The organism is Kordia sp. SMS9, from assembly GCF_003352465.1.
GTDB lineage: Bacteria > Bacteroidota > Bacteroidia > Flavobacteriales > Flavobacteriaceae > Kordia.
The window spans coordinates 3,157,614-3,180,717 of record NZ_CP031153.1 but is presented as its reverse complement, the minus strand read 5'-3'; the positions used below and the strand labels follow the sequence as shown (position 1 = coordinate 3,180,717).

23 protein-coding genes are annotated in these 23,104 nt (G+C 35.5%); 18 read left to right on the top strand and 5 right to left on the bottom strand.

Annotated features, from left to right (window positions below):
- Positions 1-115 precede the first annotated feature (115 nt).
- Both KORDIASMS9_RS13910 and KORDIASMS9_RS13905 read left to right on the top strand, forming a co-directional pair.
- Positions 116-1,930 (top strand): sodium:solute symporter, encoded by a 1,815-nt coding sequence (locus KORDIASMS9_RS13910; protein WP_114903419.1) that lies wholly within the window; start codon positions 116-118, stop codon positions 1,928-1,930.
- 82 nt (positions 1,931-2,012) lie between these two features.
- Positions 2,013-4,364, top strand: coding sequence for a hypothetical protein (locus KORDIASMS9_RS13905; RefSeq protein ID WP_162819958.1), 2,352 nt, complete (start codon positions 2,013-2,015; stop codon positions 4,362-4,364).
- Positions 4,365-4,445: 81 nt separating this feature from the next.
- On the opposite strand, the gene KORDIASMS9_RS13900 is transcribed toward KORDIASMS9_RS13905, so the two are convergent.
- Positions 4,446-5,822 carry a vanadium-dependent haloperoxidase gene (locus KORDIASMS9_RS13900; RefSeq protein ID WP_114903417.1) on the bottom strand — a complete coding sequence of 459 codons (1,377 nt, stop codon included), beginning with the start codon at positions 5,820-5,822 and terminating at the stop codon, positions 4,446-4,448.
- A 252-nt stretch (positions 5,823-6,074) separates the two neighbouring features.
- Positions 6,075-6,917 (bottom strand): DUF2911 domain-containing protein, encoded by an 843-nt coding sequence (locus KORDIASMS9_RS13895; RefSeq protein WP_114903416.1) that lies wholly within the window; start codon positions 6,915-6,917, stop codon positions 6,075-6,077.
- A gap of 68 nt (positions 6,918-6,985) precedes the next feature.
- Here KORDIASMS9_RS13895 and KORDIASMS9_RS13890 point away from each other — a divergent pair, with 68 nt between their 5' ends.
- The 16 genes from KORDIASMS9_RS13890 to KORDIASMS9_RS13815 all read left to right on the top strand — a co-directional run bounded on the left by KORDIASMS9_RS13890 (position 6,986) and on the right by KORDIASMS9_RS13815 (position 20,507).
- Complete coding sequence (locus tag KORDIASMS9_RS13890; RefSeq protein ID WP_371412774.1) at positions 6,986-7,696, top strand: MIP/aquaporin family protein; 711 nt, start codon at positions 6,986-6,988, stop codon at positions 7,694-7,696.
- Positions 7,697-7,845: 149 nt separating this feature from the next.
- Positions 7,846-8,505: a TetR family transcriptional regulator C-terminal domain-containing protein gene (locus KORDIASMS9_RS13885; protein ID WP_114903414.1), complete on the top strand. Its 660-nt coding sequence runs from the start codon at positions 7,846-7,848 to the stop codon at positions 8,503-8,505.
- Positions 8,505-9,815: an AarF/ABC1/UbiB kinase family protein gene (locus tag KORDIASMS9_RS13880; RefSeq protein ID WP_114903413.1), complete on the top strand. Its 1,311-nt coding sequence runs from the start codon at positions 8,505-8,507 to the stop codon at positions 9,813-9,815. The genes KORDIASMS9_RS13885 and KORDIASMS9_RS13880 overlap by 1 nt, the downstream gene beginning before the upstream one ends.
- The gene (locus tag KORDIASMS9_RS13875) at positions 9,815-10,429 is read left to right on the top strand and encodes a flavin reductase family protein (RefSeq protein WP_114903412.1); all 615 of its coding nucleotides are present in this window, start codon (positions 9,815-9,817) and stop codon (positions 10,427-10,429) included. The genes KORDIASMS9_RS13880 and KORDIASMS9_RS13875 overlap by 1 nt, the downstream gene beginning before the upstream one ends.
- A 161-nt stretch (positions 10,430-10,590) precedes the next feature.
- A complete protein-coding gene (locus tag KORDIASMS9_RS13870; RefSeq protein WP_114903411.1) occupies positions 10,591-12,012 on the top strand; it encodes an SDR family oxidoreductase in 1,422 nt (473 codons plus the stop codon).
- Between the two features lie 8 nt (positions 12,013-12,020).
- Positions 12,021-13,508 carry a cryptochrome/deoxyribodipyrimidine photo-lyase family protein gene (locus KORDIASMS9_RS13865; RefSeq protein WP_114903410.1) on the top strand — a complete coding sequence of 496 codons (1,488 nt, stop codon included), beginning with the start codon at positions 12,021-12,023 and terminating at the stop codon, positions 13,506-13,508.
- Positions 13,508-13,936: a hypothetical protein gene (locus KORDIASMS9_RS13860; RefSeq protein WP_114903409.1), complete on the top strand. Its 429-nt coding sequence runs from the start codon at positions 13,508-13,510 to the stop codon at positions 13,934-13,936. Before KORDIASMS9_RS13865 ends, KORDIASMS9_RS13860 begins: the two co-directional genes overlap by 1 nt.
- Positions 13,933-14,211, top strand: coding sequence for a TIGR03643 family protein (locus KORDIASMS9_RS13855; RefSeq protein WP_114903408.1), 279 nt, complete (start codon positions 13,933-13,935; stop codon positions 14,209-14,211). The genes KORDIASMS9_RS13860 and KORDIASMS9_RS13855 overlap by 4 nt, the downstream gene beginning before the upstream one ends.
- Before the next feature lie 110 nt (positions 14,212-14,321).
- Positions 14,322-15,023 carry a GTP cyclohydrolase I FolE gene (folE, locus tag KORDIASMS9_RS13850; protein WP_114903407.1) on the top strand — a complete coding sequence of 234 codons (702 nt, stop codon included), beginning with the start codon at positions 14,322-14,324 and terminating at the stop codon, positions 15,021-15,023.
- 3 nt (positions 15,024-15,026) lie between these two features.
- Positions 15,027-15,233: a hypothetical protein gene (locus KORDIASMS9_RS13845; RefSeq protein WP_114903406.1), complete on the top strand. Its 207-nt coding sequence runs from the start codon at positions 15,027-15,029 to the stop codon at positions 15,231-15,233.
- Positions 15,234-15,337: 104 nt separating this feature from the next.
- On the top strand, positions 15,338-16,021 hold the full coding sequence (locus KORDIASMS9_RS13840; protein ID WP_114903405.1) for an SDR family NAD(P)-dependent oxidoreductase: 684 nt from the start codon (positions 15,338-15,340) through the stop codon (positions 16,019-16,021).
- 3 nt (positions 16,022-16,024) lie between these two features.
- Positions 16,025-16,486 (top strand): TspO/MBR family protein, encoded by a 462-nt coding sequence (locus KORDIASMS9_RS13835; protein WP_114903404.1) that lies wholly within the window; start codon positions 16,025-16,027, stop codon positions 16,484-16,486.
- A 5-nt stretch (positions 16,487-16,491) separates the two neighbouring features.
- Positions 16,492-16,980, top strand: a complete 489-nt coding sequence (locus KORDIASMS9_RS13830; RefSeq protein ID WP_114903403.1) for an SRPBCC family protein — start codon at positions 16,492-16,494, stop codon at positions 16,978-16,980.
- Positions 16,970-18,271 carry a deoxyribodipyrimidine photo-lyase gene (locus KORDIASMS9_RS13825; protein WP_114905252.1) on the top strand — a complete coding sequence of 434 codons (1,302 nt, stop codon included), beginning with the start codon at positions 16,970-16,972 and terminating at the stop codon, positions 18,269-18,271. The genes KORDIASMS9_RS13830 and KORDIASMS9_RS13825 overlap by 11 nt, the downstream gene beginning before the upstream one ends.
- Before the next feature lie 148 nt (positions 18,272-18,419).
- Entirely contained in the window at positions 18,420-19,391 is a 972-nt protein-coding gene (locus KORDIASMS9_RS13820; RefSeq protein WP_114903402.1) for a fasciclin domain-containing protein, read from the top strand.
- Between the two features lie 282 nt (positions 19,392-19,673).
- Complete coding sequence (locus KORDIASMS9_RS13815; protein ID WP_114903401.1) at positions 19,674-20,507, top strand: OmpA family protein; 834 nt, start codon at positions 19,674-19,676, stop codon at positions 20,505-20,507.
- 80 nt (positions 20,508-20,587) lie between these two features.
- Here KORDIASMS9_RS13815 and murA read toward each other — a convergent pair whose 3' ends face one another.
- The 3 genes from murA to KORDIASMS9_RS13800 form a co-directional block, all read right to left on the bottom strand.
- Positions 20,588-21,895: a UDP-N-acetylglucosamine 1-carboxyvinyltransferase gene (gene murA, locus KORDIASMS9_RS13810; protein ID WP_114903400.1), complete on the bottom strand. Its 1,308-nt coding sequence runs from the start codon at positions 21,893-21,895 to the stop codon at positions 20,588-20,590.
- A gap of 21 nt (positions 21,896-21,916) precedes the next feature.
- Entirely contained in the window at positions 21,917-22,561 is a 645-nt protein-coding gene (locus KORDIASMS9_RS13805; protein WP_114903399.1) for a DUF4290 domain-containing protein, read from the bottom strand.
- Positions 22,562-22,665: 104 nt separating this feature from the next.
- The gene (locus tag KORDIASMS9_RS13800) at positions 22,666-22,956 is read right to left on the bottom strand and encodes a DUF493 family protein (RefSeq protein WP_114903398.1); all 291 of its coding nucleotides are present in this window, start codon (positions 22,954-22,956) and stop codon (positions 22,666-22,668) included.
- Between the last annotated feature and the right edge of the window lie 148 nt (positions 22,957-23,104).

Below are 23,104 nucleotides of genomic sequence, written 5' to 3'. Positions count from 1 at the left end.
ATGGACACAAAAAAATTCGTTTGGAAAAAAATGTATACGGTCATTTTGGTTGCCAATTTGGCGTACATCCTTTTCTTTTACCTCATCATGAAAATTTTCTCATAACCCATAGCACATGCAACCATTAGACTGGATCGTATTAATAGGAACCTTAACCGCAATCGTAGGTTACGGAACTTGGAAAACACGCGGAAGTAAAAATTCTGAAGATTATATTCGTGGCGGAAGCACAACCAAATGGTGGACCATCGGATTGTCCGTTATGGCAACTCAAGCCAGCGCCATTACCTTTTTATCTACTACTGGACAAGCGTTTAGTGACGGAATGGGATTTGTGCAGTTTTACTTTGGACTTCCAATTGCGATGGTGATTATTTGTATGGTATTTATTCCGCTATATCACAAACTCAAAGTATATACAGCCTACGAATTTTTGGAAAATCGTTTTGATCTAAAAACCAGAACCTTAACTGCAATTTTATTCTTAATTCAACGCGGATTGGCAGCAGGAATTACCATTTTTGCACCTGCCATTATTTTGTCGATTGTCTTAGGTTGGAATTTAATCACGCTGAATATTATTATTGGAATTTTAGTCATTATTTACACAGTTTCTGGCGGAACCAAAGCGGTAAGTGTGACACAAAAGCAACAAATGTTTGTCATTTTTGCAGGAATGTTTGCTGCATTTTTTATCATTTTAGATTTAATCCCAGATGAAGTAAGTTTTACTGAAGCCCTAGATATTGCTGGCGCGAGCGGAAAAATGGAAGTCTTAGATTTTTCGTTCGATTTGGAAAATAGATATACCATTTGGACAGGAATTTTAGGTGGAACATTTTTGATGCTCTCCTATTTCGGAACTGATCAAAGTCAGGTACAACGCTATCTTTCTGGAAAATCGGTCAAGGAAATGCGCTGGGGAATGATGTTTAACGGTTTGTTAAAAGTACCCATGCAATTTTTCATCTTGTTAGTGGGTGTGATGGTATTTGTATTTTATCAATTCAATCCTGCTCCGTTAAACTTTATTGATGCTTCTACGGAAAAAGTACTGGCTTCTGAATATGCGGACGACTACAGAATGCTTCAAGAAAAACAAACGGCTTTATTCGAAAAGAAAAAAACGGTGAGTTTACAATTGGCGAAATCGTTCAACGAAACGGATAAGAAAAATTTGCTACAGTTAGACAGTGTTGAAAAAGTATACAGAGCCAAATCGAAATACTTGATCAAACGTACAATTGATCCTGAATACGGAGCTGACTATGACGAATTATCAAAGGAAATTGCGGCACTGAAACAAAATCCTGAAAGCGAAATTTACAAAGAAAAAACAGCGGAACTCAAAACATTGTACAAAGAAGCTGCAAAAGACAGCGAAACCAACGACCGCGATTATATGTTTATTTCGTTCATCCTAAAATATTTACCAAATGGTTTGATTGGATTGTTATTAGCAGTCATTCTTTCGGCGGCAATGTCGTCCACCGCTTCTGAAATCAATGCATTAGCTACGATTACCTCTATTGATTTATATAAAAGAAATAGAAAAAGTACGCCATCCGTTGATCCAAATGAAGACGATGCGCATTATGTAAAAGCGACCAAATTATTCACGTTGGGTTGGGGAATTTTAGCCATTATCATTGCATGTTTTGCCAGTTTGGCGGAAAATTTAATTCAATTGGTCAACATTATTGGTTCAATTTTTTATGGAAATGTGCTTGGAATTTTCTTGTTAGCATTCTTCTTTAAAAAAGTACAAGGAAATGCTGTTTTTGTGGGCGCATTGATCACGCAAGTAATAGTCGTAGCAATTTGGTATTTAGATTTAATGCCGTTTTTATGGTTAAACTTGGTAGGCTGCGTTATTGTAATATTTCTTGCAACTATTTTACAATCAGCAAATAAGAAAGTTTCATCATAATTTTTCAAAAAAAGATTTTGCTTTTCTACGCAACCTTTTGCGGTTTTACACATCAAAGATGTATAAACCGAAACCAAAATTTATGAAAAAATTAACGAAACTGATCATTGCATTAGGCTGTGTTATTTGCTTTCAAAATTGTGAAAATGACGATTTTGATGGCGGAATTACAGTAGATCCTGAAACTGAAGCTGAAAATTTACGAGATCAACAATTCAAAGATGAAAACTTTGGAAATACCACTACAGGAAATTTCATTGGAATTATTACTGATGAGACAGGAAATAACCTAGAAAATGTTCTTGTTACGATAGGCAGTGTTACTACCATGACCGATCGCAATGGATTCTTTATTTTAAATGATGTACAAGTATTTGAAAATTTTGCATACATCAAAGCACGAAAAGACGGATATCTCAATGGTTCTAGAATGGTAATTCCTAAAACCAATGGCACTAATAGAATTAATATTGTACTATTAGAAAAAGAAGTTACCCAAACAATCACCTCAGGAGTTGTTTCAGAAGTTACTTCTGGAGCCGTAAAGGTTACTTTTAGTGGTGATTTTATTACGCAAGATGGTAACTCATATTCTGGTCCAGTTGATGTTGTATTAGATTACATTCGTCCCAATACTTTGCAAACTTTCACAGAAGCACCGGGAAGTTTATTTGCACAAACATCTTCAAATGAAGCACGCGGCTTGGAAACATACGGAATGGTTGGAGTTAATTTATTTTCGCCATCGGGTGAAATTTTAAACATTAATCCTGAAAGTCCTGCAACGATAACTTTTCCCTTATTTTCTTCACAAACTTCTACTGCTCCTGAAACGATCCAGTTATGGTATTTTGATGAAGAACAAGGCTATTGGAAAGAAGAAGGAGTCGCGACAAGAGATGGTAATAATTATGTAGGAGAAGTGTCTCACTTTACATGGTGGAATTGCGACATTCCTTTTGATTCTGTTCAATTATGCGTTACGTTAACACCTACAAATTCTATAGAACCTGCTCCTTATTTCATGAGTATTAAACGCGTACAAACAGACGAATTCATTTTTTACGGACCTTTAACTTCTTATCAAGCAGAATGTGGTTTAATTCCAAGAAATGAAGAAGTCTCTGTAGCTGTGTATGGCGGTGTAGACTCTCAATCGTGTAACGCTACGTTAATATATGAAGAAATTCTTGGCGGATACAACGCTGATGCTACTGCTACTATTTCATTCCAAGAACAATTCACAATTACACCAATTACAGGAATGGCGACCAATTGCAATGGCGATCCTATTACAAATGGATATATTTATATTAACAATGTAAATACATTCAACATTACAGATGGAATTATCAATGTTGGTGTTCAAACCTGTGCCACTACTACAGAAACATTTGCAGTTCAACTGTATGACTTTGAATCAAATCAATGGACAATAGTAAACGACGTTACTATGGATGGAAACCCTGTAAACATAGGAAATCTAAGTACCTGTGAAAATACTGGTGGAATCTACAATGGTAATATTTCTTTAGTATCCCAAAGTGAACTCAATGCCTTTGGCGCTTTAAATTATAGTACGATCAACGGTAATTTACAAATAGGGCAATATGAAGCAAATAGTAATATTAGCGACTTAACACCTTTAATGTCACTAACAAATGTGAACGGAAGTTTAAGAATTACCGATAATGCAATGTTATCATCACTAAACGGACTGGAAAATTTAGTTTCTACGCAAGTGCTAACCATCCAAAGTAATACTTCATTACAATCAATTACAGGATTAAGTAATATAACAGATGCGAATGCCATGATATCCATTAACTATAATAATTCGCTGACGTCTCTTGACGGTTTGGAAGGAATTACTAGTACTGGAACGTTGAGAATTTTAAACAACAACGCATTGACTTCTATTGATGCGCTACAATCATTAAATTCTGTTGGAAGATTATACATTCATAGTAATCCCTTACTAAGTTCTATAGCTGCATTAAGTAATATTTCAACTTCGACGACGATTGAAATTGTGAATTTACCTTTATTAACTTCACTACAAGGTTTAGAGCAATTGACTTCAGTTAGCCTGTTAAGAATCAGTTACAATAATGGACTTACGGATTTAGCGGAGTTGAGTAACTTAACCACAGCAGAATCTTTATCTATTGGAGGAAACGATTCATTGACAAGTTTGAACGGATTGGAAAATGTAACAACATGCAATTGGATGCTCATCGGACAAGACATAGATTTTGATGTAATCAATGACGCTGGCAACAATAATTTAAATGATTTCTGCGCACTGCAAAACCTGTTCACCAACGGAACTTTTATAGATCCTCCTACTAGTATTTTCAATGGTGTATATATTATAAATAACCCATTTAATCCTTCTATACAAGATATTATTGATGGTAATTGTAGTCAGTAACAAAATTTTCTTTTAAAGACAAAGAGGTCTGAAAAGGTACAAGTTCGGTTTGACGAACTTGTACCTTTTTAAATTGATTTTCTATTGCGACAAATCAAAAGTATTGACCGCATCAGAAATTTCATAACCTAAACGCAATCCTTCGGTGCAATCCATTCGCAAATGTACGCCAAGCGGCAAACGTGAAAAGCCATTTTCGGCTGCCATGTCTGTAAAGGTTGAATAGGTTCTAGGATCGCCACGAAATTCGGTTCTTCCTTCATGAGAACGATCTGTGAAGTCTGTATTGTCTCCAAAATGATGAATAAATATGCCCGCTGCGGCGGAAGCAAACGTTGAATGTCCAGATGGATAACTAGGAAACGTCGGATTTGGCCACGAAATAAACGGAAACAAATTCGTCTGGAAAGTAGGATCAATAAATTCTTGAATATATACACTTGGGCGCATTACCATATATTCATACTTATCTGCCCAAGTAGACACTGCGGCATCATTCAGTGAAAAACCTAGTTTCAACAACAACACCAAAGCTTCTTCATGAGTTATATTGTATTGCGTGATCAATTGATTGGCGATGGAAATTTGTCTTCCTGGCGGACTCATCATCAAGCCTTCTACATCGTTTGACCAAAATTCTGCAATCCACAAACCTTCAGTATCGGTTGTTCTTGCAGCTTCACTAGCATCGTACACTTCTTCCATCGCAGTATAATATGCGCTTGACACGTCTTCGCTATACGTTAATGATGGCGGAACTGTAGATGTTTCTTCTGAAGAAATGATAAACGTACGTACGGAAGACCAATACGGAAATAATCCGCGTTCCGCTTCGTCACTATACGTCCAAAAACCTACACCCACTGGCGGTTCATACGATGTTGGTTGTGGACTCAATAGTTGCGTTTCTGCTTCTGTATCTGTTTGACTATATGTAATAATTTGTTGCGCTACATAATTTCCCCAATCTTCTGAGTTTTGAATAACTTCATCAGAAATTCCATCACTTAATGCTGCTTCTTTCGCTTGACGCAACACTGCAATTTGACTGTCAATATTAGATGGCACATTATACATAAAATGATCAATTGCCGTGGCATAACATGCGTTGAGCGCAATTGCAATATTGATGTTTGGTTGTCGTTGCGTAAAATCAATCTCCAATTCGGCATACCGATCTTTATTAGAGGTATAACTCACCATATCTTCCACACATACTTCAAAAGCTGCCAAATGAATGTACGCTAATGCACGTGTGGTAGCATTCGGTCGCATGCCTGTTGCATACCGATCTAATTGACACCAAAGCTGGTTCCAATCGAGAATGACTTGTGTAATTTCATTCGTGATGACAGGTGTTGTAGTTGGTATCGGTTCTTCCAATTGTTCATTAGAACATGAAACTGAAACCATACTGATGAACAACACTAAAAATAGTGCTCTTGTAAAAGAATTCATGTTGTTAGGTGTTTTAAAAGGTTGAATTTAATTTATTTTTAAAAACTACACACAAAAATCCCGATAAATTCTTCTAAAAACCGATAAGCACAAAAAAAGAGACTGTCTGAAAAGTCAAATTTTCGTCAAACCGAACTTGATTCGGTTTCTCATAACAGTTGATAATCAGCTTAATGAGATTCTGGATCAAGTCCAGAATGACGGCTTTTATAACTTTTAAGACAGCCTCTTTTGTATAATTTAACTAAAAAATTACATAGACCACTCTTTAATAGAGTCGTTGTTCATCTTTACATAATCTTTATTTCCAGCTTTTTCAGCCAATGCCATTGATTCTTTTGCAATTTTGATAGCTTCTGCTTTCTTACCCATTTTTGCGTATACTAACGATTGTTGTCTTAAATACCAAAATCTTGGGTTATCGCTTGTCATTTCAATCGCTTTGTCAATCCACATCTTCGCTTTGTCCATATCTTTTCCTTCTTCCAAATAATACCTAGCAGCAGAAAAATAATCACCAGCACCAGGTCCAGCCATCATTTTTTCAATGCTTGAAACTGCTTTTTTATCGGTTGGTACTAAGAAAGGAACAATTACATATGCTTTGTCCCACTTAAATTCGATATCAGCACCATTATTTGATAAGTTTACAATGCTAATGGTAAATGATTCTGTTTCATATGGCATCATAGTTACAGGTGCCACAACTTTTGCAACTACTTTAGCATCGTCCCATGCTCTTGGTGTTCCCCAATTAGAAGAATCGCTATATAAAATTACTTCCCAGTTAGATTTTCCTGGTTTAGTAAAAATAGCGTATGTTCCTGCTTTTACGGCAGAATTTCCAATAGTAACATCGTCGCTAAATGTAATTTTTGTGTTTGCATTTGCTCCTGTTCTCCACAATTGATCGTAAGGAACTAATCCACCAAATATCTTTCTTCCACGCATTGCTGGTCTTGAATATTCAAGTGTTACATCTGTTAAACCAACTTTTTGTTCCACTTTAGCCGTTGGACTTGGTTGTGGCGTTTCGATCTGTGCTTGCACACTAATTCCTGCAGCTAAGAAACATGCCAAAAGTATTTTTTTCATCTTATTGTTATTTAGAGTTTTTTAATAAGGCGAATTTACGCAGAAACCGTACGAACAAATGTTAACAAATACTTAAAATAAGAAATAGTATTTTTGAAACGTACAAAACACATCCCAACATGAAGAATTACATCTCGGAATTTATAGGAACTTTTGCCATGGTATTTTGTGGAACTGCCGCGATGGTCGTTAATGATATCACTGGAGAAATTACACATCCTGGTGTAGCAATTACGTGGGGATTGATTGTGATGGCAATGATTTATGCTTTTGGTGAAATTTCTGGAGCGCATTTCAATCCCGCAGTGACGATTGCTTTTTCGTATGCCAAAAAATTTCCTTGGAGAGAAGTTCCAAAATACATTTTAGCACAGTGTTTAGGTGCTATTTGTGCAAGCCTGATGGTGTATATGTTTTGGCCCGAAAGCGAAACACTTGGCGCTACCATTCCGGCTATTGTGCCGTGGAAAGCCTTAATTTTGGAGTTTTTGCTCACCTATTTCTTAATGGTTACCATTATAAATGTCTCAACAGGAAGTAAAGAAACGGGCACGATGGCAGGAATTGCGATTGGAGGAATTGTTCTGTTAGAAGCGATGTTTGCAGGTCCAATCACCAAAGCTTCTATGAATCCAGCACGCTCGTTAGGTCCAGCATTGGTTTCTGGACAACTGACAGATGTATGGTTGTACATTGTTGCACCAATTTCTGGAGCCTTAGTTGCGGTGGTAAGTTGCAAACTGGTCAAAGCTAAAAACTGCTGTGATACAGACTGTTAACCTCTGAAATTTATCTTTTTTATTTCGAATTTCTTCATTCTTTTTCTTTCCAAAAGAATACACTTTTACGACTGTGAAAAACTTTTGTTTAATTTTAACTAAAAAAAGTTAAACAAGTTGTATCTTTACATTGTTTTAAAAAGTACACCATGGCAAAGAAAAAAAATATTACCTCGCTCTTTATAATTACCGCATACATGGACTATGTATTGGAACACGGAGCGCAACCTAAAAACGTATATGCATTCGCAAAAAGCAACAATTTTGACGAAGCTAAATTTTATGAATTTTTCAGTTCATTCAAATCCTTAGAAGAAAACATTTTCACCACATTTGGTACCAATACGCTTGAAGTATTAGCCAATAGTGAAGAATTTGCCACTTTTGATGCCCGCAATAAATTATTGAGTTTCTATTACACATTTTTCGAAATGATTACAGCGAATAGAAGTTATGTAGTTTATGGCTTGACTTCCGATAAGAATCAACTGCAATCACTCAAACTTTTAAAAGGACTAAAAACGGTATTTACAGACTTTATTGAATCGTTAGATTTAAAAACGCTGGATTTAAACCAAGAACGATTGGAAAAGCTACAAAACCGAGCGATTAACGAAACGGCTTGGATTCAATTTGTAATGGCAATGAAGTTTTGGCTAGACGATACATCTTCTAGTTTTGACAAAACCGATCAATATATTGAGAAATCTGTGAATGCGAGTTTTGATTTGATAGATAATACACCTTTGAAAAGCATTGTAGATTTTGGAAAGTTCATATTTAAAGAAAAACTAGACATAAAAGCCTAATGAAAACAATTGATAAAATTCCTATTTCAAAAATTCAACGTGCCACAAAATTGGTAACGACTGGTGCCAAAGTTGGCGTGAATTATTTGAAATATTACGGTGATAAACTCATAAACTCTGAAGAAGATGCAAAAGAACGGTTGAACGAATCGAATGCAGAAGATATTTATGATGGTTTAAAAAGTTTGAAAGGAAGTGCGCTAAAAGTAGCACAAATGCTGAGTATGGAAAAAAATATTTTGCCACGAGCGTATGTGGAAAAATTTTCATTATCACAATTTTCAGTGCCGCCATTGTCGCCACCACTAGTTATAAAAACATTTAAAAAATACTTTGGTAAACATCCAAATGAAATTTTTGATACCTTCAATTCTACTTCGTTAAATGCCGCGAGCATTGGACAAGTACACGTAGCCGAAAAAGATGGGAAAAAACTTGCTGTGAAAATCCAATATCCAGGAGTTGCGCAAAGCATCTCCACCGACTTAGCTATCGTAAAACCTATTGCTATTCGCATGTTTAACATTACCGGAAAAGGTTCTGATAAATACTTTAAGGAAGTAGAAGAGAAACTCACAGAAGAAACTGATTATTTACTTGAAATTAAACAAAGTAAAGACGTGTCAGAAGCATGCAAACATTTACCAAACATCCGTTTTCCAAAGTATTATGAAGCGTATTCTTCTGAACGAATTATTACAATGGATTGGATGCAAGGTGAGCATTTATCTGAGTTTACTGCTAAAAATACCGATCAAGAAGTTGCTAACAAACTTGGGCAAACACTTTGGGATTTTTACATGTTTCAAATTCACGAATACCGTAAAGTGCATGCCGATCCGCATCCTGGGAATTTCTTAGTTTCCAAAGAAAATGAATTGATTGCGCTCGATTTTGGCTGTATGAAAGCGATTCCAGAAGATTTTTATGTTCCGTATTTCGAATTGGCAAACAAAGAAACCTTGAATGACGAGGAATTGTTCACCAAAAAATTATACGAATTGGAAATTCTTCGCGAAGACGATTCTAAAGAAGAATTGGCGTTTTTCTCTGAGATGTTTCACGAATTACTCGGATTGTTTACAACTCCATTCAATACGGAAATTTTTGACTTTTCGGATGAAGAATTCTTTGGAAGAATTGCAGACATCGGAGAACGCTATGCAAAAAACACACAATTGCGCAGCATGAACGGAAATAGAGGTTCCAAACATTTTATTTACATGAATAGAACGTTTTTCGGATTATACAATCTATTACACGACCTAAAGGCGAAAGATGTTATCATTAATAATTTTAAAAATTTATAATGGCAATAATCACTCGTACAGACATAGACGCAATGGAAAAGTTATACCGAATCAACTTGATCAACAGTTGTTCTGGCTATAAATCGGCAAACCTAATTGCTACAGCATCAGAAGATGGCTTCACCAATGTGGCCGTTTTTAGTTCGGTAACGCATTTAGGTTCCAATCCGCCATTGCTCGGTTTTGTCACGAGACCAGCGGTGGTTCCCAGAAATACATACGAAAATATTAGAAACACAGGTATGTATACCATCAATCATATTCATCAACAAATAACGCAAGACGCGCATCACACGTCTGCCAAATATCCAAAAGAAGTGTCCGAATTTGATCAAACAAGTTTAGAAACGGAATACAAAGATGGTTTTGCAGCGCCGTATGTAAAAGGTTGTCATGTGCAAATTGGCATGCGCTATTTGAGCGAATATAAAATTGAGGAAAACGATACGATTTTGATCGTTGGGAAAATTGAACACTTACACATAAACGATACTATTTTAGAAAACGATGGCTTTATCAATCTCGCGAAAGCGGAAACTGCCACCATTAACGGACTTGACGGATATGCGGTCCCAAATCAGCAAACGCGCTATCCATACCAACGTCCGAAGTAAAACAGTAAATCCTCTGAAAATTTCAATTTGGAAAGGAAAAAAAGACAGGATTGAAGCATGCAATGAAAAACTCTGCTAAACCGCGGAATTAGTACAGATTTTACTTTGAAAGTCTCTTATGAAACATTTCAAAAGTAAGTTTCACTAAAACAAAAGAAACGATGCGAATTCTACTGACAGGTGCTACAGGATATATCGGCAAACGACTGATTCCAATTTTATTGGAAATGGGACATAGCATTATTTGTTGCGTAAGAGACAAACAACGTGTTCCCGAAGAAGTATCAGCTCATGAACGTATTGATATTATTGAAGTAGATTTCTTAAAAACGGAAACACTGCACAGAATTCCGAAAGATATTAATGTCGCATATTACTTAATCCATTCCATGTCTTCGTCTACAAAATTTGAACAACTGGAAGAAGATTGCGCCATAAATTTCAAAAAATGTATTGAAAATACCAACGCACAACAAGTCATTTATTTAAGTGGTATTGTCAACGATCAGCAATTGTCCAAACATTTACAATCGCGTAAAAATGTTGAAATCACATTGCAATCAGAAATATACGCGTTGACGACGTTTCGAGCGGGGATTATTGTGGGAAGCGGAAGTGCTTCGTTTGAAATCATTCGCGATCTCACAGAAAAATTGCCCATTATGGTCGCGCCAAAGTGGATTAACACCAAATCGCAACCAATTGGCATTCGCAATGTGTTGGAGTATTTGACAAAAGCGATTGGCAATGAAAAAGTATTCCGTCAATCGTTTGACATTTTTGGTCCAAACACAATGACCTACAAAGACATGATGTTGCAATTTGCGGAAGTTCGAGGATTGAAACGCACCATATTTTCAGTTCCTGTCATGACGCCGAAGCTTTCCTCCTATTGGTTGTATTTTATCACGACGACATCCTATAAACTTGCGAAGAATTTAGTTGATAGCATGAAAGTAGAAGTCATTGGAAAACCGAGCGACATCAATGAAATTCTGGATATTCAACCCATGACGTATAAAGAAGCTGTAAAAAATGCTTTTATAAAAATTGAACAAAACAGTGTCATTTCTAGCTGGAAAGATTCACTTATCAGCGGTTTGTTCAGAGAAAAAATTTCACGCTATATCAAAGTTCCTGAATACGGTTGTTTTAAAGATATTAAAAAACGGAAAATCATAGATGAGGAAAAAACCCTTGACAAAATTTGGGCAATTGGTGGCAAAAATGGCTGGTATTACGCTACTTTTTTATGGAAAATACGCGGGTATTTAGACAAAGCTTTTGGTGGCATTGGATTGCGTCGCGGTCGAAGAGATCAAAAAACACTCAATGCAGGCGATCCACTCGATTTTTGGAGAGTTTTATATGCTGACAAAGAGGAAAAAAGATTGCTGCTTTTTGCAGAAATGCGTTTGCCAGGCGAAGCTTGGTTAGAATTTAAAATTGAAAAAGATCATTTAGTACAGCGTGCCACTTTTAGACCGAAAGGTATTTGGGGACGTTTGTATTGGTATGCCGTATTGCCGTTTCACGGTTTTATTTTTAAAGGAATGATTAAAAAACTTATACAAAAAGATTAAAAACATAGATGAATATACAAGACAAAACAGAAATAAACGTCGTCCTATTTAAGCGCGATTTGAGACTTCAAGACAATGAAGCCATACACAATGCACTTTCTTCCGGACGAAAAACGTTGTTTTTATTTGTTTTTGAAGATATTCTCCTGAATGATCCGCACTACAGTGAACGTCACTGGGATTTTATTAAAGAATCATTAATCGACTTAAATAATTCTTTGGTTGCTTTTAATAGTGAAATTTTAATTGTACGATCAAACATCAATAGAACTTTGCAGATCATTCAGGAAACGTATAAAATTTCACACCTCTATTCGCATCAAGAAACTGGAATTAAAGTGACCTATGATCGTGATAAAAACTTAAAGCGTTTTTTACTGAACAACATGATCAAATGGGAAGAAAATGTGAATAATGGCGTGTTTAGAGGTTTACAAGATCGTAGCAATTGGATTGAATTGTGGGAAGAGTTTATGAACAAACCGCTTTTACCTTTTCGTCCAAAAAAAGAACAGCTATTCACTAGAGAAGAAGTGGCTCACTTGGCTTCTTTTTTTCAGTTGCCTGATTTGACAACAGATCACGATTCGCCTTTTCAAAAAGGAGGCACTACGATGGGACTCAAATACATGAACACATTTTTTAGAGATCGTGGAATAAATTACAACGCACACATCTCAAAACCATTACTATCGCGCCGTAGTTGCAGTCGCTTGTCTCCATATTTAGCTTGGGGAAATATCTCAGTACGCGAAGTTTTGAAAGAAACCACTCGTTGCATTGAACAAAACATTCACAAAAAGCAAATGGAATCGTTTGGTTCGCGCCTGCGTTGGCAAGCACATTTTATCCAAAAATTTGAAATGGAAGACGAAATGGAATTTGTAAGTTTGAACAAAGGATATCGCAAACTTAAAAAACATGTTTCTGAACGGTATATTGAAGCTTGGAAAAACGGAACTACGGGCTATCCATTGGTAGATGCTTGCATGCGCTGTTTGAAGGAAACTGGATATTTAAATTTTAGAATGCGTGCTTTAATTGTATCGTTCTTTACGCACAATTTATGGCAACCTTGGCAAAAGGCAGCCATGATTTTATCTCAGTATTTCTTAGATTTTGAGCCAGGCATTCACTTTCCGCAAATACAAATGCAAGCTGGAGAAACAGGTATTAATATGTTGCGCATGTACAATCCGACAAAAAACGGAATTGCACATGATTCTGAAGGAATCTTTATCAAACAATGGGTTCCAGAATTGGCAGAATTAGACACTGCTTTTGTGCACGAACCATCGCGCATGACACCGATGGAACAACAAATGGCGAATTTCTTTGTGGGGAAAAATTACCCAAAACCAATTGTAGACCTTCAAGAAACACGAAAATACGCTAGTGATATTTTATGGAATATGAAAGATGAAAATACGGTAATTGAAGAAAACTTCAGAATTTTAAAAAAACATACATTAGCTAATCGCAAAAAAAGTTCATAATGATTATCAATACAACGTATACAGATAAAGAAGCCGCGAGATTCATAGATACACATTTGGGAGAAACATTTCCACTGATGAAACGCATCAAATTGCGCGGTATTGGCTCTAAACGAATGATTATTCATGACGTAAGTCCGAACCTAAAACAATACCTAAATACAGTGGATGACCTCAATTACGGAAGCATTGAATTGCGTCCAAAAGGTATTTTAATACATATTCACAAAAAATTAAATAGCTTTTCTTGGGTAATTCCGTATTATAAGTTGCATATTTACACTTCATCTTTCTTCAGCATTCATGCAGATGGGAAATTTGTGCAATTTGAAAAGAACAAACTTTACAAAGAAAACAAGGCATTTATTGAAAAAATGACCTTGCAGAAAAACGAAGTATTGAACACTACAGATTATTACGAAGGATGAAACACGATTTAAATCCAAGACAGATTGACCGAATTATAGAAATGGCGTGGGAAGATCGAACTACGTTTGACGCTATTCAATTTCAATTTGGACTCAAAGAGCAAGAAGTTATTGATTTGATGCGCAAAGAAATGAAAGCATCAAGTTTTAAAATGTGGAGGAAACGTGTACAAGGTCGCAAAACCAAGCATCAAAAAAAACGCGATTTCTCTGAAGGACGCTTTAAATGCTCGCGTCAACGCGCTATCAGCAACAATAAAATCTCCAAGAAATAAGGCACTTTTTATTTTTTGTTTAATTATTTGATAAAAAAACTAAACAAAACTTTGTTCTTATCAATATTTTGTTTAATTTTATTCAAAATAAATTAAACATTTCAATATATATGAAAACTGCTGACGTTTTAAACCAATTAAATGGATCATCTATTTCTTTAAATGGATTTGATCATGATGAAATTGGGGATGAACACCTTTTAACAGGTTTGGAAACTCCTATGCGTGCAGATGCTTTCGAAATGGATGATGAAGAGAAAAAACAAAAAATTGCCTATCACTTCTCAGAAATTATGGAAACGTTAGGATTAGACTTAACTGACGACTCACTACAAGGAACTCCAAAACGAGTTGCTAAAATGTACATAGAAGAAATTTTCTCAGGCTTGAATCCTAAAAACAAACCTAAAGTAGCATTGTTTGATAACAAATATCAATACAATCAAATGCTTATTGAGAAAAACATCCAATTTTACTCTAACTGCGAACATCATTTTGTTCCAATCATGGGAAAAGCGCACGTTGCGTATATTTCCTCTGGAAAAGTAATTGGATTATCGAAACTTAACAGAATTGTTCAATATTATGCAAAAAGACCGCAAGTTCAGGAACGCCTGACCAATCAAATTGCTTCAGAATTATGCGAAATATTACAAACTGATGACGTAGCTGTAATTATTGATGCCAAGCACTTATGTGTTTCATCGAGAGGAGTTAAAGATGACTCATCAACTACAATTACATCGTATTACGGTGGAGCTTTCAATGCTCCACAGAAAATCCTAGAATTACAAAATTTTTTAAACAATTAAATTATGGCAACTACTATTTATTCAGAAGTATCAAATTTTGAAAACACCAAGTTTAGATCAAGAAGTGACAAAATTACTGCAAGTAGAGAAGCTAAGCGTTTAATACTAAGTCTTAATGAAATCTACAAGCAGAAAAAAGATCCTGCAATTATGGAAATCATGAAACGTTTAACTGTTCTTAAAAGAAAATACGAAAAACGTTTAAAATAAACACTCTCACCCAAATGAATGTGAAGCAATGCTGATGGTGTACTACTGTTGGCATTGTAACGCATTGTGAGAAACATACATACAACCCTCAACCTATTTTATAGATGAAAAACATTGTAGTAATTGGAGGTAGCCGAGGCATTGGTGCTGCAATTGTGTCCGCTCAAGTAGCACACAATAATGTAATCAACATTAGCCGAAATGCTCCAGAAATCACATCCAATAACTTAACGCATTATAGTTGTAATATCCTTGAAGATGAACTTCCCGAACTGGAGGCAATAGATACATTAATCTATTGCCCGGGAAGCATAAATTTGAAACCAATAGCCCGATTGAAAATTGAGGATTTTAAAAACGATTATGATATCAACGTCATTGGTGCTGTCAAAGCAATACAAAAGTATCTACCTGCTTTAAAAAAAGGTACAAATCCTAATATTTTATTATTTAGTACAGTGGCAACTCACTTGGGAATGCCTTTTCATGCTAGCATTGCTGCGGCAAAATCTGCTGTAGAAGGATTGGTAAAAACATTAGCTGCTGAATTTGCCCCAACAATTCGTGTAAATGCTATTGCGCCAACGATTACCAATACAGATTTGGCAAGTAAGCTGTTGCGAAACGACAAAATGATTGAAAATATTACCGAACGTCATCCTCTGAAAAAATTCTTGCAACCACAAGAAGTAGCAGATATGGCAGACTTTTTAATTTCTGATAAAGCACGTTCCACGTCTGGGCAAATATTCACCATGGATTGTGGAATTGTGAGTGTTAAACTATAATGTATGAAATTCTATGCTCGGCTAATTCTGTTTCTCGTCATTAATTTTGGCGCACTCGGTTTGGGTGCTTATTTAATGAATGATGGTCCTAGAACAACTTGGTATGCAAATTTAGAAAAAGCACCTTGGACACCACCAGGCTGGGTGTTTGGATTTGCTTGGACGACTGTGATGATTTGTTTTTCAATTTTTATGGCAAAACTTACAGAAGCAAAGAATAATAGCACAATCATCACATTATTTTTGATTCAATTTGTGTTGAATGTCAGTTGGAATTACGTATTCTTCAATCAGCATTACATATTATTAGGCATGATCAATTTGATTTTATTGACAGGATTGATCGCCTTTATGACATTCAAATTCAAACCACAACTAAAAATATACACACTATTCATACTTCCTTACTTTGTATGGATGATAGTCGCCAATTCTTTGAACGGCTATATTTTATTCACTAATTAAATTTTATGCAAAAATTTAGTACCAAAGGAATTGTGTACAGACTACACAGTAAACAAAACTTTCCCATATCTCTTGAAGAGGCATGGGATTTTTTGTCGAATCCAAAGAATTTAAAAACCATTACGCCTGACTATATGGGTTTTGAAATCTTGACAGAAGAATTGAGAGCAATGTATCCTGGTCAGATAATACAATATTTGGTAACACCTGTTTTCAATATAAAAACGCATTGGGTAACTGAAATTACACATGTAAAGCATCAACATTACTTTGTAGATGAACAACGTTTTGGTCCGTATACAATGTGGCATCACAAGCATTTTATCAAAGAAATTCCTGGTGGTGTAGAAATGGAAGATATTATAGATTATAAAATTCCACTAGGCTTTTTGGGAAGATTGATGCATCCCATCATCGTAAAACCTAAACTAAAAGAAATATTTGAATATCGAACTAAAAAACTAACTGAACTATTTGGAACTTATGAAGGATAAGTACGTACTTTTTTGGCATCGAAGAGATCTACGCATCACAGACAACGTCGGATTGCATAATGCTTTAACATCCGGATACAAAGTAATTCCACTATTCATCTTTGACAGCGATATTCTTGACAAATTACCCGAAGATGATGCACGGGTGACATTTATTCATCAAGAATTAGAAAAAATTAACCATACACTTAAAAAACAGGATGCTTCTATTGCTGTAAAGCATGGAAAACCTGTGGAAGTCATCAAAGAACTCATAAACTCATTTTCTGTTGTTGCGGTATATACAAATCGCGATTACGAACCGTATGCTTCCCAAAGAGATGAAGAAATTGCAACATTACTAAAGGATCATGATGTTGAATTTAAAACCTTTAAAGATCAAGTGATTTTTGAACAAGACGATATTGTAAAAGATGATGGTGATCCGTATGTTGTATACACGCCGTATTCCAAAAAATGGCTTGCAACGCTCAAAGAAGAAGATTATAAAAGTGTTGATTGCGAGTTTCACTCTGAAAATTACGCGAACGAATCTTTTGATTTCCCTTCACTAGAAGATATCGGTTTTAAAGAATCAAACATCAAAGTTCTGCCCTATACGATCACAGACCAAAGAATTGACAATTATGAAGATACACGGAACTTTCCAGCCATAGAAGGAACTTCAAGATTAAGTCCGCATTTACGTTTTGGAACAATCAGCGTTCGCCAATGTGTGCAAAACGGACTGGAATCTGAAAACAATACCTTTTTAAAAGAACTCGTATGGAGAGAATTCTTTATGCAAATACTTTGGCATTTTCCAAAATCTGTCACTAATAATTTCAGATCCAAATATGACGGTATTCAATGGCGAAACAACGAAGAAGAATTTAAAGCGTGGTGCGAAGGAAAAACAGGATATCCATTAGTAGATGCAGGAATGCGGGAACTTAACAAATCAGGATACATGCACAACAGAGTACGCATGCTTACAGGAAGTTTTTTATGCAAACATTTATTAATTGATTGGACTTGGGGCGAAGCATATTTTGCGAAAAAATTACTGGATTTTGACCTTGCCCAAAATGTTGGAAATTGGCAATGGGTTGCCGGAACTGGATGTGATGCATCACCTTATTTTAGAATTTTCAATCCAACTACACAAATAAAAAAGTTTGACAAGGATCATATTTATATAAAAAAGTGGGTTCCTGACTATCAAGAATTTTCATATCCTAAACCAATTGTAGAACACAAATTTGCCCGTGAACGCTGCCTTGAGAAGTACAAAAGTGGAATTAACAGCTAAAATAAGTGATTTTTCTGTTTAACCTTTTAAAGCTTTTAACAAACAATTAACAATTTTTGTTTAATCTTTTTTAAAATTGTTTAAACATTTTATTTATCTTTGTATTGATCGTTAAAAACAATTAAAAACAAAAAGCAATAAAATTGTTATGAAAAAGAAAACAACATTTATCCTTATGGCTTTTGTTATGGCACTATTCACACTTACATCTTGTAGTGATGATGACAATACAGTCACCGTAGCACCAGCAACAAACACAATCGCAGATTTCGTAGCTGCGAATTCTGATTACAGTTCTTTAGGAGCTGCATTAGATAGAGCAGGTTTAACAAGTGTATTAGATGGAGATACTGAATATACAGTATTTGCTCCAAATAATACTGCATTTGACACATTCCTTTCTGATAATGGCTTTGCCAATTTAGAAGCAGTACCAGTAGACGTATTAACTCAAGTATTATTAAATCATGTGGTGAATGGCACTAATACTTCAGGAAATTTAACGACTGGATACATTGAAACTTTAGCCCAAGAAGCTACAACTGGAAACACACTTAACATGTATGTAAACACAGCAGATGGTGTGGTGTTAAACGGAATATCTACTGTATCTACCGCAGATGTACCTGTTGATAATGGAGTGATCCATGCTGTAAATTCAGTAATCGGGTTACCAACAGTAGTAACATTTGCAACAGCGGATGCTACATTTAGTAGCTTGGTAGCAGCTTTAACAAGAGAAACTTCATTTACGTATGTAGCTACATTGAGTACTACAGGAACTCCAGCTCCATTTACAGTATTTGCACCTACAAATCAGGCTTTTACTAATCTAATTGGAGAATTAGAAGGTGTGAACGATTTAGCAGACATTCCAACAGCGACATTAGAAGCTACTCTTAACACACACGTGATAGCAGGAGCAAATGTATTAGCATCTACTTTAATGGATGGAATGACTGTTGACAACACTTTGGGAGCTGATTTTACAATCAATACAGCAGGAGGCGCTTCATTTACAGACCTTAATGGAAGAATGGGTGACATTGTTGTTACTGATGTTCAAGCTGCAAACGGTGTAATTCATGTAATCAGCGAAGTTATTTTACCACAACTATAATATAGGTGATTGGTAAAAATTAAAATGAAATTAAAATGTTTGTAAAACAGCTACACACAATAAGATTTTACAGACTTATACAATAGAACCGGCGGCTAACGTCGCTGAAGTTCAGACAGTGAATGGTGTAATTCATGTTGTTAATAAGGTTATATTACCGAATCTAAATTAGGTGTATTAGATTCAAAAAACCATTTTTAAGACTGGTAAGGGCAACTATCTTTTAGTTGCCCTTATTTTTTATATAGATTTTTGTACCTTTTTCATCCCAAAAGGTATCTTATGAAACAACTACTTATCATCTGGTTATGTAGTATCAGTCTTTGCCAAGCACAAGAAGTTGAGTTTGACATTTATTTTGGCTCTGGAAAATTCACGCTATCAACCAAAAATACCAAAAAAATACACAAACAACTTTCCTCTTTAGATAGCACTGCTACTTACAATTTTATCATAAAAGGCTATACCGATTTTGTAGATACTGAAAATTTCAATCTCAAACTCTCACAAGACAGAGCGACTTCCGTAAGTACTTTTTTGGAAAAAAATTATGTATGGCTTATCAATTCTATTGAAAAAGAAGCAAAAGGCGAATTGCCAACAGCAGCTAAAAACCAAAATGAACGTGTTGGTGTAAGACAACATCGAAGAGTTTCTATTGTTATTTCAAAAAACGAAAATAAACCTGTAGTTGTTTCTCGGAAAGAAAACATTTATGCTGTTCCAATCAATAAACTTCGAGTAGGGAAATCGTATGCTTTTGGAAAAATTAATTTTAAAGTTGGAAGAGTTACACTGATGAAATCCTCTAAAAAAGAACTCGAAAAACTAGTTCGGTTTTTAAGGAAAAACAGAACTATTCATGTGGAAATACAAGGACATGTATGTTGCGGTGGCGACGATATTTCAGATGCTTTAAATAGTGATACAGGTACGCAAACCCTTTCTATTGATAGAGCGCGTTTTATTTACAGATATTTAATTAGCAGAGGAATTTCAGCAAAACGACTCAGCTACAAAGGATACGCATTTACCTCTCCATTACGTTTTCCTGAAAAAGGAAGACGCGATCGCAGTTCTAATAGACGTGTTGAGATTAAAGTTACGAAAATATAATCTCTAAAAATCTTCCCATAAAAAAAAGTCACTCTATTCTCATAAAATGACTTTCTGTATGTATTTTTTATGTGTAAAAATTATAAACGTACAATCTTCGCTCCAATGGCACGTAAACGTTCGTCAATATTTTCGTAACCTCTATCAATTTGTTCAATATTGTGAATTGTGGAAGTTCCTTTAGCAGATAACGCCGCAATCAATAATGAAATTCCCGCTCTAATGTCTGGTGAAACCATTGTGGTTGCTTTTAGTTGCGATTTAAAGTCGTGACCAATAACGCTTGCTCTATGCGGATCACATAGAATAATTTTTGCGCCCATATCAATCAATTTATCAACAAAGAATAAGCGGCTTTCAAACATTTTTTGATGTACTAAGACACTTCCGCGTGCTTGCGTAGCAACTACCAAGACAATACTTAGCAAATCAGGCGTAAATCCAGGCCACGGTGCATCCGCAATCGTTAAGATAGAACCGTCAATATAATTTTGAATTTCATATCCATCTTTATGTGCAGGTACATGAATATCATCACCTTGACGTTCCACTGTAATTCCGAGTTTTCTAAATACTTCTGGTATTTGACCTAAATCTTCCCAACTTACATTTTTAATTGTGAGTTCGCTTTTAGTCATCGCCGCCAAACCGATCCAACTTCCAATTTCAATCATATCTGGAAGCATTCTGTGTTCTGTTCCACCTAATTCGTCAACACCTTCAATTACTAATAAATTTGAACCTACGCCACTAATTTTAGCGCCCATTCGGTTCAACATTTTACACAATTGTTGCAAATACGGTTCGCAAGCAGCATTGTAAATTGTTGTGGTTCCTTCTGCTAATACGGCTGCCATTACAATATTAGCGGTTCCTGTTACGGAAGCTTCATCCAATAACATGTAGGTTCCTTGCAACTTTTTCGCTTCTACACCGTAAAAATAATCTTCTCGATTGTATCTAAATTTTGCGCCAAGCTTTATAAAACCTTCAAAATGCGTATCTAAACGTCTGCGACCAATTTTATCTCCGCCAGGTTTCGGAATATATCCTTTCCCAAAACGCGCTAATAATGGCCCTACAATCATGATAGAACCTCGCAATCCACGTCCTTCTTCTTTAAATTGTTCTGATTCTAAGTATTTGAGATTGATATCGTCCGATTGAAACGTATACGATCCTGGTCCGTTTTTTTGAGTTTTCACACCTAAGTTTCCTAAAAGCATGATTAATTTGTTTACATCGACAATGTCAGGAATATTGCTAATTGTCACTTTTTCAGGTGTTAACAAAACGGCACATAATATTTGCAACGCTTCATTTTTAGCACCTTGTGGCTGAATACTTCCTTTTAACTGATGACCACCTTCAATCTTAAAAGTCCCCATAAAATATGATAATGAATTTTGTTAGTAGCGCTTTCTATTGCTACGGTTTTTGTTACTTCGTTGTTGATTTTTATTGCTGTGCGTAAACTTTTTCTTTTGCTTCAGCAGATTGGAAGCATCTGACAAGTCTTCATTTTTCGCAGCCAAATCAATTTTACCATCACTCAACTCAAATAAATGTTTGAAAATAACGTAATCTTCTACCGTATCTTTATTCCAATTGAGGTAGCATTTTTTCATGTGATTGGCAATGGCATACTCTAACGCTTCTTTCATTTCGCCTTCTTCCCAGTTATTAGCCACATCAATCATTCGCTTTATATTATTTCCATAGAAACGATATTTAGGGAAGTTTTGCGGATATCCTAACGGATCAGGACGTTCTTGCAATATTTCTTTAGATGGTTTTGGAAATGGAGAGTCTACGTCTAGTTTAAAATCAGACATGATAAAAAGCTGATCCCACAACTTGTGTTGAAAATCAGGCACATCACGCAGATGCGGTTGTAAATTTCCCATCACGCCAATAATAGCTTTTGCTTGTTTATTGCGTTCTTCGGCATCTTCTGTAGCAACGGCAATATCAATCATTTTTTGAATATGACGACCATATTCAGGAATAATCAATCGTAGGCGTTCTGTATTGTACTCTAATTGGTCAATCAAAATAAAATGTATTTGTAAGGTATGTTATTGAAGTAAAATAAAGTTCGTGTGAAGATTATTTTGTGCTTGCAAAATAGTAAAAAAAATCTATATAACTCTGTTCCTTACAGAGAAATTATACCTTCTATCATACTTGCTTCCTTATATTTAGCAATTACAGCGTCGGCACTTTTCATATTTGCCGTAATGGTTACACTTGTATAGGTTCCTTTTGAAGACTTTTTAGTATTGATAACCGCGCCTAAATTATTAAAAACTTCATGTACTTCTTGGATTCTTTCTTCGCTAGAAGGGACAATGAATTTATACATGTATAATGATGGAAATTGAGTCGTTTCCTCTAATTGTGTTTTCAATTTTGCATAAAACGCTTGTGAATCGTTTTTTGAACTCATACAGTCTATTTTTCTTAGTGAATGGCAAAGATACAGCTTCTTTGAAAACTTTTATATAGTTTTAGTCAGAGTCTCAGACGCTGACCAGCCATTTAAAAACTTCTATGACTAGTGTGAGTCTCCGACTCGAACTAAAAACTTTCATATT

Bases quoted from the DNA above. Each gene is read 5' to 3' on its own strand.
- KORDIASMS9_RS13865 (WP_114903410.1), top strand. From the start codon at position 12,021: ATGAATATACAAGACAAAACAGAAATAAACGTCGTCCTATTTAAGCGC.
- KORDIASMS9_RS13835 (WP_114903404.1), top strand. From the start codon at position 16,025: ATGAAATTCTATGCTCGGCTAATTCTGTTTCTCGTCATTAATTTTGGC.
- KORDIASMS9_RS13800 (WP_114903398.1), bottom strand. From the start codon at position 22,956: ATGAGTTCAAAAAACGATTCACAAGCGTTTTATGCAAAATTGAAAACA.
- KORDIASMS9_RS13845 (WP_114903406.1), top strand. From the start codon at position 15,027: ATGGCAACTACTATTTATTCAGAAGTATCAAATTTTGAAAACACCAAG.
- KORDIASMS9_RS13895 (WP_114903416.1), bottom strand. From the start codon at position 6,917: ATGAAAAAAATACTTTTGGCATGTTTCTTAGCTGCAGGAATTAGTGTG.
- KORDIASMS9_RS13825 (WP_114905252.1), top strand. From the start codon at position 16,970: ATGAAGGATAAGTACGTACTTTTTTGGCATCGAAGAGATCTACGCATC.
- KORDIASMS9_RS13855 (WP_114903408.1), top strand. From the start codon at position 13,933: ATGAAACACGATTTAAATCCAAGACAGATTGACCGAATTATAGAAATG.
- KORDIASMS9_RS13815 (WP_114903401.1), top strand. From the start codon at position 19,674: ATGAAACAACTACTTATCATCTGGTTATGTAGTATCAGTCTTTGCCAA.
- KORDIASMS9_RS13870 (WP_114903411.1), top strand. From the start codon at position 10,591: ATGCGAATTCTACTGACAGGTGCTACAGGATATATCGGCAAACGACTG.
- KORDIASMS9_RS13880 (WP_114903413.1), top strand. From the start codon at position 8,505: ATGAAAACAATTGATAAAATTCCTATTTCAAAAATTCAACGTGCCACA.
- KORDIASMS9_RS13905 (WP_162819958.1), top strand. From the start codon at position 2,013: ATGAAAAAATTAACGAAACTGATCATTGCATTAGGCTGTGTTATTTGC.
- KORDIASMS9_RS13910 (WP_114903419.1), top strand. From the start codon at position 116: ATGCAACCATTAGACTGGATCGTATTAATAGGAACCTTAACCGCAATC.
- KORDIASMS9_RS13830 (WP_114903403.1), top strand. From the start codon at position 16,492: ATGCAAAAATTTAGTACCAAAGGAATTGTGTACAGACTACACAGTAAA.
- murA (WP_114903400.1), bottom strand. From the start codon at position 21,895: ATGGGGACTTTTAAGATTGAAGGTGGTCATCAGTTAAAAGGAAGTATT.
- KORDIASMS9_RS13885 (WP_114903414.1), top strand. From the start codon at position 7,846: ATGGCAAAGAAAAAAAATATTACCTCGCTCTTTATAATTACCGCATAC.
- KORDIASMS9_RS13875 (WP_114903412.1), top strand. From the start codon at position 9,815: ATGGCAATAATCACTCGTACAGACATAGACGCAATGGAAAAGTTATAC.
- KORDIASMS9_RS13820 (WP_114903402.1), top strand. From the start codon at position 18,420: ATGAAAAAGAAAACAACATTTATCCTTATGGCTTTTGTTATGGCACTA.
- KORDIASMS9_RS13840 (WP_114903405.1), top strand. From the start codon at position 15,338: ATGAAAAACATTGTAGTAATTGGAGGTAGCCGAGGCATTGGTGCTGCA.
- KORDIASMS9_RS13900 (WP_114903417.1), bottom strand. From the start codon at position 5,822: ATGAATTCTTTTACAAGAGCACTATTTTTAGTGTTGTTCATCAGTATG.
- folE (WP_114903407.1), top strand. From the start codon at position 14,322: ATGAAAACTGCTGACGTTTTAAACCAATTAAATGGATCATCTATTTCT.
- KORDIASMS9_RS13860 (WP_114903409.1), top strand. From the start codon at position 13,508: ATGATTATCAATACAACGTATACAGATAAAGAAGCCGCGAGATTCATA.